The sequence below is a fragment of the Exiguobacterium qingdaonense genome (assembly GCF_018617855.1).
Lineage (GTDB): Bacteria > Bacillota > Bacilli > Exiguobacteriales > Exiguobacteriaceae > Exiguobacterium > Exiguobacterium qingdaonense.
Genome location: NZ_JACSKY010000003.1, coordinates 98,770 through 115,461 on the forward strand (window position 1 = coordinate 98,770; position 16,692 = coordinate 115,461).

Here is a 16,692-nt window from a genome sequence, read left to right on the forward strand (position 1 = left end):
GTATACTGATAGTAGAAGACTAAAATGAAAACGAGGGGATATACATGCGGCACACGTGGACGATTGACGATTTACGGCAATTGACGCTATTTGAAACATGTCCGAGCCGGACACTCGAACAGCTGATCCCGTACGTCTATTTTCGGACTTATCGGAAAGGACAACTGTTGTTCATGGAAGGAGATCCGCGAGAGCGTGTGTATTTCTTGATGAGTGGCTATGTAAAACTCGAACGAATGAACGAGAATGCGACGCACCATTACGCCGATTACGTGAAACCGAAGCAGTTCTTTCCCTACAATGGTTTGTTCACAGGGGAGGACTACCGTCATACGGCGGAAGCGGTGACCGATATTGAGGTCATCTATATTCCGACAGACCGATTCGAACGGTTCGTGTCCACACAATCGAGCATGTTGCTGTATATCATTGGACAAATGAACCGTATTCTCGACTTACATGAGCGTCGTGTCCAAGAAATCATTACGCCGAGCGCAAAAGAGCGTGTGTTGAATACGCTCCATTTCTTGATCGAAGATTTAGGGGAGCCTGACGAAGAAGGGGTGCGTGTCCGATGTCCCTTCACCGCAGTGGAGCTATCTCGTTTGTCCGGAACGTCTCGGGAGACGGTCTCGACGATTTTAGCCAAACTTCGCAAAGAGGAAGTACTTCGAATGGACGCCCATCAACTCGTGATCGACCATCCAGAATATTTTAGTCAAGGGTTCGATTGACGCCACTCGACAGAGGGCGTCTTTTATATTCAAACGAGCGGAGCGTTCGCTTCAGACGGAAGCATATTGTATAATTAGTGATGAATCTCACAAAGCAATTGGATTGTGAATAGAGAAAGGATGAATGCAGTGAAACGACTGCAAGCCCTGGCTTTCGCGGAACGAGGACACATCGTCGGACTTGTACTGTCTGCGGTGATGATTGGACTATCGATTCTGGCGCAAGCGTATTTAATCGTTGACATTGTCGATCGAATTTTTTTGAAAGAGGAATCATTTGAATCGATTGTACCGGCATTGCTTTGGCTCATTGTGGCACTGTTGGCACGAGCCCTCTTCGGCTACACATCTGGGAGAATCGGTGCGAGTTTATCTGAGAGGGCAAAACAGACGTTGCGTCTTCAGCTGTTGGATCGATATGCTACGAGCCCGGTTGAGTCCTCCTTGACGGGGCAATCAGGCAAAAAAGTCAGTGTGTTCATGGATGCCGTTGACGAAGTGGATGCCTATTTTAGTCAATATTGGCCACAGGTAATCCAAACCTCGATTATCCCGCTTCTCATTTTGGTTGTCGTATTTAGCCAACACTGGATTTCTGGCGTCATCATGATGGTGACGGCACCATTTATCCCGCTGTTTTTCATTATTATCGGAATTGCGACTCAGAAAAAATCTGAAGAACAGATGGAGAAGATGAATCAATTTTCTGGTAAGTTTCTAGATGTCTTACAAGGATTGACGACGTTAAAGCTTTACAATCGGACCGAGCAAGAAGCGAAAGCGATTGAAAAGAGCAGCCTCGACTTTCGGGATGCGACGATGGTTGTTTTGAAGACCGCATTCTTGTCTGGACTCATGCTCGAATTTATCTCGATGCTCAGTACCGGGGTCGTGGCATTAGAAGTTGCGCTACAGATGGTCGTTTGGGAGAACCTCACGTTCTTCTCTGGATTTTTAATCCTTGTGTTGGCGCCGGAGTATTATTTGGCGATTAAAGATTTGGGAAGTGCTTTCCATACGGGACGTGGAAGTATGGGCGCGGCGGACCGAATCTTTGAAGTGTTAGATGCCCCCGATGATCGCATGGAATGGGGAACGAAGACACTCGGTTCACGGACACCAGACGTCGAACTTGAAGATGTATCGTTTGAATACGCAGGCGGACGGTTTGCACTTCAACCGTTGAGTGGTCGAATCCCATCGGGCACTCACTTGGCCTTAGTCGGTGCGAGCGGGTCCGGAAAGACGACAGTGCTCAACATCATTTCTGGACTCCTACAGATGAAATCAGGGCGTGTGCTCGTTGATGGGGAGACACTCCATTCATTTGACGAGTCCGAGTGGTATGGAAATATCGCCTATATCTCTCAAAATCCTTATTTGTTTGCCGGGACACTTGCCGATAACATCGCCTTGGGCGAGAAGGTTGATGAGCGTGCATTACTAGAAGCGGCCGAGGCGGCTGGATTGTCCGAGGTGATTGGTCATTTGCCAAACGGGATCTTGACGGAACTTGGAGAAGGCGGATTCGGTCTGTCCGGGGGTGAACGACAACGTTTGGCACTCGCCCGGGCTTTCTATAAGCGACCTGGTATTTTACTATTTGACGAACCGACGACCGGACTTGATTTGAAGACGGAACGAATCGTCAGACGTTCCATCGAGGAGCTGTCCAAAGGTGCGACCTTGATTACGGTGGCGCATCGCCTGCATACGATCAAGGAGGCGGACATGATTTGGTTTATGGAAGACGGAGCGCGAATCGGTGAGGGGACGCATGAAGCGTTACTTGCTCTGCCGAAGTATGCTGAACTATTTGCACTTCAGAAAGGAGGGCATCGATGAACTCACTTTGGACAATCACAAAATGGATGATGCGTGAGAAGAGAGATATTCTTCTCTCTATCTTCTTTGGATATTCAGCCGGCATCGCGGCGGTCGCTCTTTTTGCAGCGAGTGGCTATCTCGTTTCCCGTGCAGGCCTCGTCCCGCCGTTATATGCGCTGATGATCCCGGTCGCCTTGATTAAACTGTTCGGAGTCATTCGAGCGGGGAGCCGTTACCGGGAACGTCTCGCTTCTCATCGGGCCACGTTTACGATCTTGAGTGAGTTGCGTGTCCGATTTTATCGACAGCTCGAACCGCTCGTCCCGTCCATCTTTGCGAAATATCGAAGTGGTGACTTACTGGCCCGTGTCGTCGGAGATGTGGAGAGCCTTCAAAACTATTTTCTCCGCGTGTTTTATCCGCCGATTATACTAGTACTCGTTTTTTTAAGCACGATTTTCTTTGTCACCTTTTTCTCGTTCGCAGTCAGTCTATGGATTTTACTAGGCGTACTCGTCACCGGGTTCTTGATTCCGCTTGGATTCGCTCGTATTCGAGCTCGTCATGACGAGACGATTCGTTCACTACGTGGGGACGTATCGATTCAATTGACAGAGATGATGTACGGATATCGCGACTTAAAACTCCATCATCAACTTGAGCGTACGAAGCAAGCCGTCTATGCTCGAAGTGAACGTTACATGGAAGCTGAGCGAAAAGATACTTCGAATCAGTTTTTCAATTCGTCGCTTGTCGTTGCAGCCTCTTTACTCGTTTCGTGGGGTGTTTTGGCGATTGGCGCGTATCAAGTAGTGGATGGGGATTTGAACGGTCTGTTTTTAGCGATGCTCATCATGATGTCGCTCACGGCGTTTGAGAATTCGACACCGATGGCCGTGTTCCCAGGTCATTTCGCGGACAGTCGACAAGCAGCGGATCGCTTGTTCGAGGTGACGGAACCGAGTGAAACGATTGTAGACATGGAAGCAAAACGACAGGACGTGACCTTTACCGCTTCCCCGTCGATTTCATTTGAGAATGTTCGTTATCGTTATCCGGACACGTATCGAGATGTGATGGATGACGTGACGTTCCACATTCCAAGTGGTTCTAAAACGGTCGTTGTCGGCCCGAGCGGGTCAGGTAAATCGACGTTGCTTCAATTGCTATTGGCATTCGTTCGGACGGAAAACGGAACGATTTGGTTAGATGACTACAAGTTGAACGACGTCAAACAGACGGCCGTTTGGGAACATGCGAGTGTCGTCTTACAAGACAATCATTTCTTTTACGGAACGATACGAGAGAACCTGGAGCTAGCCGGTGACTTCACCGATGAAGAGATGATTGATGCGCTTGAGCGTGTCCGTTTATCGTTCACACTGGATGAGCCAGTGCTTGAGAAAGGGGCGAACTTGTCAGGGGGAGAACGTCAACGCTTAGCGATTGCCCGAGCCCTTCTGAAAAATGGGCTTTTCTGGTTACTCGATGAACCTACGTCGGCACTAGATGCAGGAACCGAGTCCCACGTCTTTTCTGAGCTGTTACAGCAATCGGGAGAAGGGACACTCATTCTTGTCAGTCATCGGTTGACCGGTTTAGAATCGTTCGATCAAATCATCGTGATGGAAGCCGGACGGATTGTTGAAGTCGGTTCATACGATGAACTGATGATGAAACGTGGTATGTTTTATGAGCTCAAACAAATCGAGCAAGAAGTATTCTCATGAGAAAACGAGCAGCCCGTCGGTGGGCTGCTCGTTTTGTGTTGGCAAATATGGGTGCAACAAATGGGGGTTGTCGCAATGCTTTCAAAAAGAGTGTCGTGGAGGGGAATCCACGTGACGTGATTGGTTTGGGGAACGTGCACGTCAAGCTTTTGGGAAGCTACATTTAGAGTATAGTTGATAACGATTCTCATTGTCAATGATAATCAATAAAAAAATTCTTACATATGCGAACATACGTAAGAATTGATGGTCTTAATTTGATGCGATGCTTTTTTGAACAGAGAATCGAATCAAGCTGAACAAATATCTCGTAAAGAAAAGAGCGAACGCATAGAATACCGCGATGAGCGACGATTGAAGATGAATCCCCGGAATGTTCATCAAGAACTCTAACACGAGTATGGACAACAAAAACACATATAATCCGGCGTCCAAATAAATTGGCATGAGACGACCCCGTTGATGCCAAAATGTGCGGACGAGCGGTGCAACGATCATCCCGATAATCCGTTCAGCGAAGCCGATACTGAGAACGGCGATGATAAATGATGAAACAGTTTGAAAGGTCACGAGTTCCGAGAACATGAATCCCGAAATCAACAAGAGCGGACCGATGACAATCATCATCGATAGTGACGTACGGAAGAAGATCCAAAGGTTTTGCTGAATCGAACGCAAGCCCCCGAGTGCCGACTGTTGAATTGTCTTGCCACGTTTATAGTCAATCGCGAACGATCCGATAAACATAATTCCAAACAAAGATAACAAAACTGACATGAACGATGTTTCCCCTTTTCTGAATGTATCTTGATGTATCGATCTGAATCAAAGTCTAGCCTAGTTTAACGATTCGTCTCGAGAAAGTAAAGCGTGAAAACACCATTATTTGTGAAGGGATTGACATATTAAGAAGCGAGAATGAAGCGGTTTCGACCTGACTCTTTTGCGTGATATAATGCTTCATCCGCATGTTTCAGCACACTATCGATTTCAATGTCATTCGAATGACAGGCTCCGAGCGAAACAGTGATGTGCAACGTACCAGCACTCGTCTCAAACGGGAACGATGAAACCTTTTCTCGAATAGATTCAGCAAGGCGTGATACTTCCTCTCGTGCGGCATGTGGCATGACGATTAAAAATTCTTCACCGCCGAAGCGACCGACCAAATGTCGCTCATCACTCTCATTGACGAGAAGCATGCCCAGCTCACGTAAAATATCATCACCAACGTCGTGACCGTACGTGTCGTTCACACGTTTGAAATGGTCGATATCAGCCAAAATCAACGCATATTCTTCTGCCTCGACTGTCAAGTTGGCCATCGCTTCGTTTAAGAGGCGGCGGTTGGCAATCCCAGTGAGCGCGTCCGTCCGTGCCAATTGTTTTTGATGCTGAACGTTCTCGAAATGACGGCGCAGTTCGAGCAACAAGCGATATGAGGAACTAGCCCCGCCGTATGACATCAACGTATAAACGATTAAGACGGGATAGAACAGATTAAGTGGGAGCGCGGCGTAGATGGCTGCTCCGAAAATGACGACGCTAATTGTTGTGAAAGCGAGCAAGGTCGTCCGCGTATTATTCATTTTACGGCGAAGTATGCTAGTCGACCCGACTAAAACAATCATTGTGGCAATGGCGAGATATAGACCGATCATTGCGCCATCTGTCGATAAAACGACGAGAGCTCGACCGGTCAAAAAGATTACACCTGCCACCGCGCCACTCACCCACCCGCCGAATAAGACGCCTATCATGATCGGGATGGCACGTAAGTCGATCAGTACCCCTTCAAGAGGCAAGGCGTTTCCTAAAAGGAGTAATGCGATGAGGCCTGTTTGTACACCGAGCAACACCCTGCCGTTTAAGGGTGATTGTGGAGTCAATCGAGGTCGGTTGCGAAACGGTAAAAAGGAAATGGTGAAGAGTGTGAACAAGATACACAGGTTGATAAAGAACGCATTAATGATGGTGAGCATCGAATCTCCCCCTTATCTTGTATAGGAATATTTAGTTATATTATAGAGTATCATGCAAAAAACAGATAGGAATCAGTCCCTCTTGATGAATATTCAAGAAACTGTATCGATTTCCTTGTGCCCATATCAAAATCTTCTTTCTCTTTTTTGAACTTTCATAATTGAAATTCGAAAGTTTGGTATGATAAAAGAAAAGGGGGACTGTCCGTGCGTTACTGGGATCATTTTAAACGAGCGTTTATCCCGATTGCGCTCATTTTGATTGGGTTAGCGATTTTTTATACGTTATCCGCTAGAGACAATATCGTATTGACGCTTTTAGGAGCGATCATCGTAGGAGTCATCTTATTTTTAGTGATGCGTCATGTGAATCAAGTCGAAGAGGATTGAAGCGAGAACACATCTAGTGGTTCTCGTTTTTTGTTGTCTTGCGATCTTTTTGGGTACACTACAAAGTAAGGAGGGATTCATTATGGAAAAAGCTACTTTTGCGGGCGGCTGTTTTTGGTGCATGGTCAAACCGTTTCATAAATACGAGGGAGTCGAACGTGTCATTTCTGGATATACAGGAGGACATGTAGACAATCCGACATATCAACAAGTCTGTTCGGAGACGACGGGACATTTAGAAGCGGTCGAGATAACGTTCGATCCTGAGGTCATCTCTTATGATGAATTACTTCACATCTATTGGCGTCAAATTGACCCGACAGATGGTGGGGGACAGTTCAATGACCGAGGTGAATCGTATCGACCGGCAATCTTCTATCATTCAGAGGAGCAACGGGTTGCCGCAGAGCGCTCCAAACAGGAAGTAGAAGACTCTGGACGCTTCGACCGCTCGATTGAAGTCGATATCCGTCCTGCGAAAACATTTTGGGAAGCAGAAGACTATCATCAAGACTATTATAAAAAGAACCCGTTCCGTTATGAGATGTATCGGGTCGGGTCGGGTCGCGCGAAGTTCATCAAGGAAGCGTGGAGCGATCGGAAACTTCAGCAGGCTCTTCGTGAGCGCTTGACACCGATGCAGTATAAAGTGACGCAAGAGAATGGGACGGAACCCCCTTTTAAAAATGAATATTGGGACGAAGAGCGAGAAGGGTTATACGTTGATATTATTGACGGAACGCCACTGTTCACTTCTCATGACAAGTTCCAGTCAAATTGTGGATGGCCAAGTTTTTCTCGACCAATCGAAGAAAAGCAAGTCGATTTGAACATGGATACGACACATCACATGGTCCGAACCGAAGTTCGTTCGAAACATGCCGACAGTCATCTCGGACATGTGTTTGATGACGGACCGAAAGAGCTTGGTGGTTTGCGATATTGCATCAATTCAGCCGCACTCCGATTCATCCCGGTTGAAGAGCTTGAAGAGGCCGGATACGGGGAGTACAGCCACTTATTCAACAAGTGAAGGGGAGAACCATATGTTCACAGCCGTCAAACAACAAATACGGAGTGAGACGATTGGGACCGTCCTCGATTTTTATGACAAATCGATTCGGCACCTATCCGAAGAAGCGAGACAAGAAAAGTATGCCAAAATGAGTTCGAGTCCGTTTTCGTTTTTTCGAGGCAGTTCTCACTTGTTTTATTATGACTTTGCGAAAATACCGATTGCATTTGATACGGGACCTGATTATCCAACGTTCATACAAGGAGATTTACACTTTGAAAACTTCGGTGTGTTTGAGGACGGCGCCGGTACAATCATTTATGACGTAAATGATTTTGACGAGGCGTATATCGGCTCCTATCTGTTTGATTTGTTGCGGATGGCGGTCTCTGTCGATTTGTTTGCGGCTGAATCTGGGTTCGATGGCAAGGCTGCGATCGAGGCGTTTGCCGAGTCGTACACAGTTGCAATTGAGCAACACGCGAATGGACGAAGTGGAGATATCCAATTTACTAAAAAGAACACGTGTAAGCCTGTAAAAAAGGTGATTAAAAAGGCCGAAAAAAAGAAGAGTGAGTTTATGGCTGAGCGTACGGAAGTTCGGGATGAAGAACGTTATTTTGCAACGAGTGACGACTTGATCCCTCCATCACCTTCTATGCGCGAAAAGATTGTTGAGGCATGGGGAGATTATTTATCTTCCCTGTCGGATGAGCATCGCCATCACGCGGATCATTATGAAGTGAAAGACATCGCCATCAAGTTACAAAGCGGCACGGCTTCCATCGGATTAGAGCGTTACTATATCTTGATTGAAGGGGCCGACGAGGAGCACGATGAAGATGTCATTTTAGAGATGAAACAGGCGCAGTCCGCTGTCCCGTCCCTGTTTTTGCCGACGCACCCACTGTTTGAAAATGGATTGTCGCATGAAGGAGCGCGTGTCGTGGCCGCTCAGCGGGCGATGGTTCATAGTCGTGACCCATATCTCGGTCATTTGACGATTGATGGGAAAGCGTATTACATCCGACAGCGTTCACCATATAAACGAAAAGTGAAGGCGAAGCATATGAAAGACGAGACGGCACTCATTGAAACGTTGAGGATACAAGCAGAAATTACGGCGAAAATCCATGCGCGAGCCGATGCGACGTCCAATGTGTTAGATTATACGGCGAGCGAACGAATCACGATGGCAATCGGCGACTCGCCTTCGTTGTTTATTCGACAACTGTCGAGGTGGGCCGACTTTTACGCGAACCAAGTTCGCTTTGACTACGAAGCTTTTTTAAAATGGATCGCGTCAAGGAATCGTTAGGAGCACTTGCGAATCAAGGATGAAATCCTGCACAATGGAATCGTAAAGGATGTGTACGGACCATGATTACTGAACAACAAGTCATCGCCCAAATGCGTCAGGTGATGACACAGATTGAATCGTCGACCGGCGAGGTACAAAAGCGTCACTTGGCAAAATTGATGGGTTTTTGTGAGCTACTGTTAGCAGAAACGTCAGAAAAAACTGTCGACACGCCACAAACGACGACACCTACGAGCGAGGTGAAGCCACCACTCGATCGTCAAATGGCTGCTTTCCTAGGAATCCCGATGGAGGATGACGAACAGCAAAAGTCTGATTCGTTGCTTGATTTTTGAGCCACGTGTAGGCTACGAGGGCTCTGAAAAATTAAAAAAATATTGAGTAGAGGAGCGTCTTCCCAATGAGGGATGACGTTCCTTTGTCTTGCCGGCACGTCGCTGTACGTCCGGTCCGTATGATACTGACGGAAACTAAACATATTGAAGGTTTCTCATGATGCTCAAATAGATCCGTGACCGGGTGTGACCTCAACACAATGTTGGACCCGCAAATCGATTTACTGGTAGCCAACTCTGAGACAGAATTCACTTTCATTGACTTAAATACCTTAGGGGGTATAATGAGGGTATCAATTGAACTCAAATGGAGGCGTGAATATGTTGGACTTTCTTTTTGTGGCAATCATCATTGGAATCGTATATTTTTGGTGGAGTCGTCGAAACAACGTCAAAACGGTGTCGACAGATGATTTGAAGCGAAGGATTGCGGAAGAGCGGAATATTCAACTGTTGGACGTTCGAGAACCGCATGAATACCGCGCAGGACATATTAAGCAAGCAAAAAGTGTCCCCCTCTCGGGATTCGGACAGGCGCAAGCGAACTATCCGAAGGAAAAAGAGCGTCCCGTTTATGTCATTTGTCAAAGTGGGATGCGAAGTCAGCGTGCCGCGGCAATGCTCAAAAGTTCCGGATATACCGATGTCTATTCCGTGAAGGGCGGAATGAATTTTTGGCGAGGATGATGGATGCGACTGAACGAATCGGTTCAGTCGTTTTATTGTCACCACGTTTTCACTTTTGCATTTACGGGGATTCTGCTACGGTAAGGAGAGTGAAAGAGAGGAGACAAATCCAATGGCAGTCATTTTATTTGATATCGATGGAACGTTAGTAGACACGACAGGACCGATGACACAGGCAATTCATGAGGCGCTCGAGGAACTTCCGCACCTCCCGAAGCCGAGTGAAGAGGCGGTCCGTTCTGGATACGGATTGGCGGGCAACGCGTTTTGGGAGCATGTCATCCCAGAGGCGACGCTTGAGGAGATTCGTCTCATCCGTAAATTACGTCATACGACGCTCGAGAAGACGATGAAAGGGCAGAATGTCTTATTTGATGGGATTCGCGACATGTTAGAGACGCTTCACGGGCAAGGTCATACATTGACGACAGCGAGTAACTGTGGAGTTCATTACATGAATCTGATTTTAGATACGCAACAGATTCGTCCATACATGACGGCACCTGAATGCCTTGAGTCCGTCGGAGGTGAGAAGAAAGCAGATATTTTGACCGCACACCGTGTCCGTCATGGTGAGGCTGACTACATCATGGTAGGCGATCGCAAATCCGATGTAGAGGCGGCGCGTGCCCATGATTTTCCGGTCGTCTTGACGGGATTCGGGTTCGGGAATGAAGAAGAGTGGGCGCTTGCGGATCATGTGATTGAGTCGCCTGACGACCTTGTCGAATGGGTCAACCAATCATAAAAGGCTTGTCATCGCGACAAGCCTTTTTGCATACGCAGATTTACAATCCGAGCGAGATGTATTTCACTTCTAAAAATTCTTCGATGCCATGGTGCCCGCCTTCACGTCCGAGTCCGCTCTCTTTCCATCCACCAAAAGGCGCTTGAGGCGTTGATGGCAGGCCGTCGTTTACGCCGACAATTCCGTACTCTAGCGATTCTGCTAAATAGACGGCCTCATTGATGTCTTGTGTAAAGAGATAAGCGGCCAACCCGAACGGAGTGTTGTTTGCCCGTTTGATGACTTCATCGAGCGAATCAAACGTAGCGATTGGCGCAACAGGTCCAAACGTTTCTTCGTTCATACAAAGCATGTCTTCATTCGCGTAACGGATGACCGCGGGACGAATGAACAAACCGTCCAACACTTCGCCGCCGTACACTTCACCACCACGAATCTCGGCGTCCTCGATATGTTTTTCGACTTTACTGAGCGCATCATCATCGATGAGAGGACCGATGTCGACGCCTTCTTCTAGACCGTTTCCGACCTTCAACTCCTCGACCTCTTTAATAAAGCGTTCCGAGAACTCATCGACGACGGCACGTTCGACATAGATTCGATTCGCACATACGCACGTTTGCCCACCATTACGGAACTTGGTCGCGACGGCTTGAGGTACTGCCTTGTCTAAGTCGGCATTGGCCGTGACGATGAGCGGGGCGTGTCCGCCAAGCTCTAGAGAGATTTTTTTCATGGTGTCGGCGGCGTCGCGCATCAGCGTCTTCCCGACTTCCGTCGATCCTGTGAATGTCAATTTCCGAACACGAGGATCTTGTTGCCACGCCTTGACGAGATCAGACGCTTGTCCTGTGACAAGGTTGATGACTCCTTTTGGAAATCCCGCCTTCTCCGCCAGCTTGACCAACTCGATAGCGGTCAACGGGGTTGCTGATGCGGGCTTTATGATGACCGTACAGCCTGCTGCAAGCGCCGGGGCGACTTTCCGGGTAATCATGGCGGCCGGGAAGTTCCATGGCGTGATGGCCGCGATGACGCCGACCGGTTGCTTGATGGCGAAGATGCGCTTATTATTCGATGATGCGGGAATCGTCTCGCCATACACGCGCCGTCCTTCTGCCGCGTACCAATCGATAAATCCATTTGCGTAGTTGATTTCGCCGATCGCTTCTTTAAGCGGTTTTCCTTGTTCTTCCACCATCGTCCGCGCGAGCTCTTCAGTATGCTCTGCGATCAGACGATGCCATTCATTCAGTAACGCTCCTCGTTCTTCCGCTGTCTTCTGTTGCCATTCCTGTAACGCCTCATGTGCGGCATCAACGGCTTGAGTCGCTTCTGTCGCATCGCTTTTCGTCACAACGGCCATCACGTTACCGGTTGCCGGATTTCGTACTTCAATCGTTTCGTCCGTTTCCATCCATTCCCCGTTGATGTAGTTTTTTTCTTCTCTCATCTTGATTTCCCCTTTCCAAAAAGTGCACAGTTAATTAGAGGATACCCGTTTTTTTAAAACACACACAATTTTCCAAAAAGTGAGGGGATATGATGTGGATCATCATTGTTGGTTATTTAGTCGGAAGTCTGCTCGGGGGCAGGTTGTATGGATTACTAAGTGGTCATGATTTGTCGACATCTGGGTCAAAGAACACAGGGGCTCGCAATGCACATCGCATCGGAGGGGTGAAGGCGTTTCTCATCGTCTATGGATTCGACGTGCTCAAAACGGTTCTTATATTGCAGATGAGCGGTCTATATTTTTGGGAGACCGCGTTCGCGCTCACACTCGGTCATATTTATCCATTTTGGCGTCTCCGTACGGGTGGGAAGGGTTATGCCGTTTTTTCTGGGGTCATTTTGGCATATGACCCCCTGTGGTTTATCGGGGGTCTCCTTGTGCTATTACTGTTGATTAAAGGGACCGACAACTCTCGCGAGACAGGACTGGTGATGCTCATCTTGCTTCCGCTCGCTGCGCTCGGCAGTGTCGGAAATGTCATATGGGCCACGCTCACTGCCCTCGTGATCATCTATCATCATGTAAAGGGGGAAACGGAATGATTATATATCGAAAGGCCGACGTATCAGATTTTGACGCGATTCATCGATTGAATTACGAAACATTCGTCGAGGAGATTCCGCAACATCCACCGAATCCGGAGCGGCGACTTGTCGACCGATTTCATGGAGAGAATACATACTGGATTGGAGAAGCGAATGGGGAAGTCGTTGCCATGTGTGCGTTACGAGAAGAGCGACCGTTTTCATTGGAACAAAAGGGAGTGAGTATTCCTGAGGGAGAGTGGCTCGAGATTCGTCTCCTCGCCGTGAAGAAGGCGTATCGGCGCAACCGTACGTTCGCCGGACTGATGCGTGCGGTCATCGAAGACGCGACAGAACGTGAGGTCGATGGCATCGTCATCAGTGGAACGACACGGGAACAAGTGCTTTATCATCGGTTCGGGTTCGTGCCGTTCGCTGACCCGATCGGTCCAAAAGAAGCGAGATACGTTCCGATGATGTTAACGAGGACCGCTTTTTACGAATCCAAATCGGCAACGGCGCTTCGACCGAAAAGTTTGCTCGCGGGTCCCGTTGAATGTTCAGAGCGAGTTAGAGAACGACTCTCAAGGCAACCACGTCCACACCGTTCAAAAGAGACGAGCCAATTGCTTGAATCGGTGCAGCAAAAGCTCGCGGACCGGGTCGGACTCCCACATGTTTACACAATGCTCGGGAGCGGTACTGTCGCCAATGATGCGATAGCCTCTCGGTTGAGCGGACACGGGGCCATTTTCAATACGGGTGAATTTGGAGAGCGTTTGATTGACCATGCCCGACGTGCCGGTCTTTCTTTTGACGTCATTTCGGTAGACAGGAATGGGAAGTGGGACGTTCCTCAAGTCGAGCGAATCCTGCCTAAGTGGATATGGACGGTTCATTGTGAGACATCGTTAGGAATGTTAGTCGACCTTGAACCGCTTCGCACGTGGCAAGGGACCATCGCCATTGATGCGATCAGTGCGGTCGGGACGTTTGACTACGACTATTCTTTTGCGGACTACGTGACGTTCTCGTCTAATAAAGCGCTTCGGAATGCGCCAGGACTCGCGTTTGTCGCAATGAAACAACCAGCAGTTGCGTCATCACATGTACCGCGCTATTTTGACTTGACGCTTTACAAACCGATTGCTTTCACACAGTCAGAACCGCTCCTTTCGGCAATGGATGTCGCGCTAGACGAACTGACGAATGAAGAGGTTGCTTCGCATCAAGAAAAGATGACCGCATTGCTCAAATCGCTTCGGGAGAGCGGTTTACAAGTCGACGTGAGTCCAGCGCAGTCACCAGGCATTATCACGCTTCACATGCCACCGGGCCAGTCCGCGACGGAGCTCGGCCGACAGTTATCGTATCAAGGGTATCTCGTTCAATATGAGAGTGATTATTTGAAGCGGGCGAACGTCATCCAAGTGTCAACGATGGGGTGGACGACATGTCGCATGATGCGTGACGTCGGTACCTATATTGCGCAGTGGATGCGACAAAAAAACGCCACTCCTAGAAGTGGCGGTCCAATCATACGCGAAAATCTTGACGTGCCAAGTGACGAACTTTTCGTCCGAGGCGTCTCCAATTAAAATAAGCCAAAACAGAGACGGCCCCACCTGACCAAAAGAGCCATTCATCTGGTCGGATGTAGCCGAGTAGCCCGACAAGTAAGCCGAGCAAGATGACGATGGCATTGAATGTCTGGCGGTGTAACAGTTCTTTTGATTCTAGGTCACGCTGGAACATCACTTGTTCGGACAGACGTTTTCGTGTCGGTTCCTTCAAATAGTTATCGAGAAGAGGGGGGACGTTCAGTAATTTTTTCGCATAGTTGATCCCGGTCTTCACATAACGATTTTGTAGCGTCGTCCCGTCTTCCTCGAGCCATTCGATGACAATCGGTTTTCCGAGCGTGAACAGGTCGATTTTCGGGTCTAAAATCTGTAGGATGCCGAGCAAGGTCGAGGCAGCCCGACCAAAGAAGGCGAACTCTGCTGGAAGCTGAATCGGTTCGTTTTTAACGAGTAGTTGAATATCTAACAACACTTTTTCGATTAACTTTGTATCGACCGTGTCGAGGTCGGTTTCTAAGTAAAAGTTGACAGCCTTCTCGAGCGCTTGACGAATGTTTTGTTTGTTCGCCGTCGGCAAGAGGAAACGTAAATCTTCTAATCCGTCCACGATGCCTTCATAGTCAAGAGTGATGAATGCCTGTAAGATGTTTCGAATCGTCGCCATGTCTTGGGCGGTCGTCTGTCCGACCATGCCAAAGTCAAGGAGGATGATTGTTCCGTCAGCGCGAATCTGGACGTTTCCAGGGTGCGGGTCGGCATGGAATTGTCCGCCGAATAACAATTGTTCAGCGGCGAGCGTGAACAGTCGTTCGGCTAGCGCCGATCGATCAATGTGATTCTCTTTTAAAAAGGTGAGGTCGGTGATGCGTCGTGCCTCGACCCAGTCCATCGTCAACACACGGTTCGTACAGAGGTGTTCATGATAGTCCGGGATGTAGACGTCCCGATTATCTGCATATTTGGCTTTGAAATATAAAGCATTTTTTAATTCGGTTTGAAAATTTAGTTCATCCCCGATGACAAAAATCATTTGGCGATATAAGCTATCTAAGTCGGTCGATTTTGCGAGGGATGTCCGCTTCAACATCGACGTGACGATCCGCATGGCGCGGAAGTCGGTGCGAATGATTTTTTCGATATTCGGACGCTGAATTTTAATGGCGATCCGTTTGCCGTTTTCTAGAAGCGTGGCACCATACACTTCCCCGATTGAGGCGGAAGCGACAGCATCGATCTCGACGTCTTTGACGACTTGCGTGTAAGGGACGCCCCATTCCGCTTCTAAAATCGCGCGCGACTTCTCCCAACCCGATGTCGGGACACGGTCGACGAGCTCAGATAGTTCGTTCAAGACGGCTGGCGGCAACAAGTCAGCACGGATGGACAAGAATTGACCGAGTTTGATCAATAAACCTTCGAGTCGAAGGGCGTTTCGTTTGTACTCACGCGCGAGCTTGAGCATGAGCGCCTCATATTCTTCTGTCGTGGCTACGCCTTGTTGTTGTTTGCGTGAAAAAGCGTACAGCCGAATGATGAATCGGGCGAACATGGTGACGATAATCCATATGCGGAACAAAGCGATACGTTTCATAGTAATACCGACATCCTTTACGACAGTCGCTCGACTGACCTGATTTTTTGTAACTATACTTTACCATACAATGCGTTGAAGAAAGGGCAAGGGATGTTCATGGAGTGGGAATTGCTCAACGTCGTCGGAACGATTGCGTTCGCGGCGAGCGGAGCCATCATTGCGATGGATGAAAAATACGATATTTTTGGGGTTTGGTTGCTCGCGTTCATCACAGCCTTTGGAGGCGGCGCGATTCGGAACGTCCTGTTAGGAAACCCCGTCAGCTTGATTTGGCAACAAAATGATTTGTTTGTTTTATGTTTTCTTGTCGCACTCCTCATCTTCCTGCTACCAAGTGTCGTATTGCCACATTGGGAACGGTGGGGCGTCATCGTGGACGCCATCGGCCTCGTCGCTTTCGCCTTTCAGGGAGCACAAGTCGCGATCAAACTCGACTTGCCACTTTCCGCTGCAATTGCGGCGGCTGTCCTGACCGGAGTCGGAGGAGGCGTCGTCCGTGACCTATTGGCAGGACGAAAACCACTCGTCTTACAGTCTGAGGTGTATGCGATTTGGGCGATTCTCATTGCGGTCATCACCTATTACTTTAAACTCGAAGGCGGTCTCGTCGTCTATGCGCTTTTAATTGTCGTAGCGACTCTTCGAGTGATATCCTACTATCGGAAGTGGAATTTACCAGCACGAAAAGTCAGGTAAGGGGGAACAA

16 protein-coding genes are annotated in these 16,692 nt (G+C 48.4%); 12 read left to right on the top strand and 4 right to left on the bottom strand.

What is annotated here, in order from left to right; translation table 11 throughout:
- Nucleotides 1–44: 44 nt before the first annotated feature.
- The 3 genes from KNP00_RS05400 (at nt 45) to cydC (ending at nt 4,291) form a co-directional block, all read left to right on the top strand.
- Entirely contained in the window at nt 45–734 is a 690-nt protein-coding gene (locus KNP00_RS05400) for a Crp/Fnr family transcriptional regulator (protein ID WP_215142993.1), read from the top strand.
- A 120-nt stretch (nt 735–854) separates the two neighbouring features.
- On the top strand, nt 855–2,579 hold the full coding sequence (gene cydD / locus KNP00_RS05405; RefSeq protein WP_215142995.1) for a thiol reductant ABC exporter subunit CydD: 1,725 nt from the start codon (nt 855–857) through the stop codon (nt 2,577–2,579).
- Nucleotides 2,576–4,291: a thiol reductant ABC exporter subunit CydC gene (cydC, locus tag KNP00_RS05410; protein WP_215142998.1), complete on the top strand. Its 1,716-nt coding sequence runs from the start codon at nt 2,576–2,578 to the stop codon at nt 4,289–4,291. Before cydD ends, cydC begins: the two co-directional genes overlap by 4 nt.
- Before the next feature lie 252 nt (nt 4,292–4,543).
- Here cydC and KNP00_RS05415 read toward each other — a convergent pair whose 3' ends face one another.
- Nucleotides 4,544–5,068, bottom strand: coding sequence for a hypothetical protein (locus KNP00_RS05415; protein WP_215143000.1), 525 nt, complete (start codon nt 5,066–5,068; stop codon nt 4,544–4,546).
- Nucleotides 5,069–5,196: 128 nt separating this feature from the next.
- Complete coding sequence (locus KNP00_RS05420) at nt 5,197–6,273, bottom strand: GGDEF domain-containing protein (RefSeq protein WP_215143003.1); 1,077 nt, start codon at nt 6,271–6,273, stop codon at nt 5,197–5,199.
- Nucleotides 6,274–6,480: 207 nt separating this feature from the next.
- On the opposite strand from KNP00_RS05420, the gene KNP00_RS05425 reads away from it, so the two are divergent.
- The 6 genes from KNP00_RS05425 (at nt 6,481) to KNP00_RS05450 (ending at nt 10,769) form a co-directional block, all read left to right on the top strand.
- Complete coding sequence (locus tag KNP00_RS05425) at nt 6,481–6,663, top strand: hypothetical protein (protein ID WP_215143007.1); 183 nt, start codon at nt 6,481–6,483, stop codon at nt 6,661–6,663.
- An 82-nt stretch (nt 6,664–6,745) separates the two neighbouring features.
- The gene (msrA, locus tag KNP00_RS05430; RefSeq protein ID WP_215143009.1) at nt 6,746–7,696 is read left to right on the top strand and encodes a peptide-methionine (S)-S-oxide reductase MsrA; all 951 of its coding nucleotides are present in this window, start codon (nt 6,746–6,748) and stop codon (nt 7,694–7,696) included.
- Nucleotides 7,697–7,709: 13 nt separating this feature from the next.
- Nucleotides 7,710–8,996, top strand: a complete 1,287-nt coding sequence (locus KNP00_RS05435; protein ID WP_215143012.1) for a DUF2252 domain-containing protein — start codon at nt 7,710–7,712, stop codon at nt 8,994–8,996.
- A 62-nt stretch (nt 8,997–9,058) separates the two neighbouring features.
- Nucleotides 9,059–9,334 (top strand): DUF5327 family protein, encoded by a 276-nt coding sequence (locus KNP00_RS05440; RefSeq protein WP_215143014.1) that lies wholly within the window; start codon nt 9,059–9,061, stop codon nt 9,332–9,334.
- Between the two features lie 321 nt (nt 9,335–9,655).
- Nucleotides 9,656–10,021 carry a rhodanese-like domain-containing protein gene (locus tag KNP00_RS05445; RefSeq protein WP_215143017.1) on the top strand — a complete coding sequence of 122 codons (366 nt, stop codon included), beginning with the start codon at nt 9,656–9,658 and terminating at the stop codon, nt 10,019–10,021.
- A 112-nt stretch (nt 10,022–10,133) separates the two neighbouring features.
- Nucleotides 10,134–10,769: an HAD family hydrolase gene (locus KNP00_RS05450; RefSeq protein WP_215143019.1), complete on the top strand. Its 636-nt coding sequence runs from the start codon at nt 10,134–10,136 to the stop codon at nt 10,767–10,769.
- A gap of 40 nt (nt 10,770–10,809) precedes the next feature.
- On the opposite strand, the gene KNP00_RS05455 is transcribed toward KNP00_RS05450, so the two are convergent.
- On the bottom strand, nt 10,810–12,222 hold the full coding sequence (locus KNP00_RS05455; RefSeq protein ID WP_215143021.1) for an NAD-dependent succinate-semialdehyde dehydrogenase: 1,413 nt from the start codon (nt 12,220–12,222) through the stop codon (nt 10,810–10,812).
- 92 nt (nt 12,223–12,314) lie between these two features.
- Between KNP00_RS05455 and KNP00_RS05460 the strand changes: the two genes are divergently transcribed.
- Both KNP00_RS05460 and KNP00_RS05465 read left to right on the top strand, forming a co-directional pair.
- Nucleotides 12,315–12,827, top strand: a complete 513-nt coding sequence (locus KNP00_RS05460) for a glycerol-3-phosphate acyltransferase (protein ID WP_215143023.1) — start codon at nt 12,315–12,317, stop codon at nt 12,825–12,827.
- Nucleotides 12,824–14,407 carry a GNAT family N-acetyltransferase gene (locus tag KNP00_RS05465; protein WP_215143025.1) on the top strand — a complete coding sequence of 528 codons (1,584 nt, stop codon included), beginning with the start codon at nt 12,824–12,826 and terminating at the stop codon, nt 14,405–14,407. Before KNP00_RS05460 ends, KNP00_RS05465 begins: the two co-directional genes overlap by 4 nt.
- Here the strand turns inward: KNP00_RS05465 and KNP00_RS05470 are convergent.
- A complete protein-coding gene (locus KNP00_RS05470; protein WP_215143027.1) occupies nt 14,346–15,983 on the bottom strand; it encodes an ABC1 kinase family protein in 1,638 nt (545 codons plus the stop codon). The two genes, KNP00_RS05465 and KNP00_RS05470, sit on opposite strands and share 62 nt — an antisense overlap.
- Nucleotides 15,984–16,076: 93 nt before the next feature.
- Between KNP00_RS05470 and KNP00_RS05475 the strand changes: the two genes are divergently transcribed.
- Nucleotides 16,077–16,682, top strand: coding sequence for a trimeric intracellular cation channel family protein (locus tag KNP00_RS05475; protein WP_215143029.1), 606 nt, complete (start codon nt 16,077–16,079; stop codon nt 16,680–16,682).
- Nucleotides 16,683–16,692: the final 10 nt, after the last annotated feature.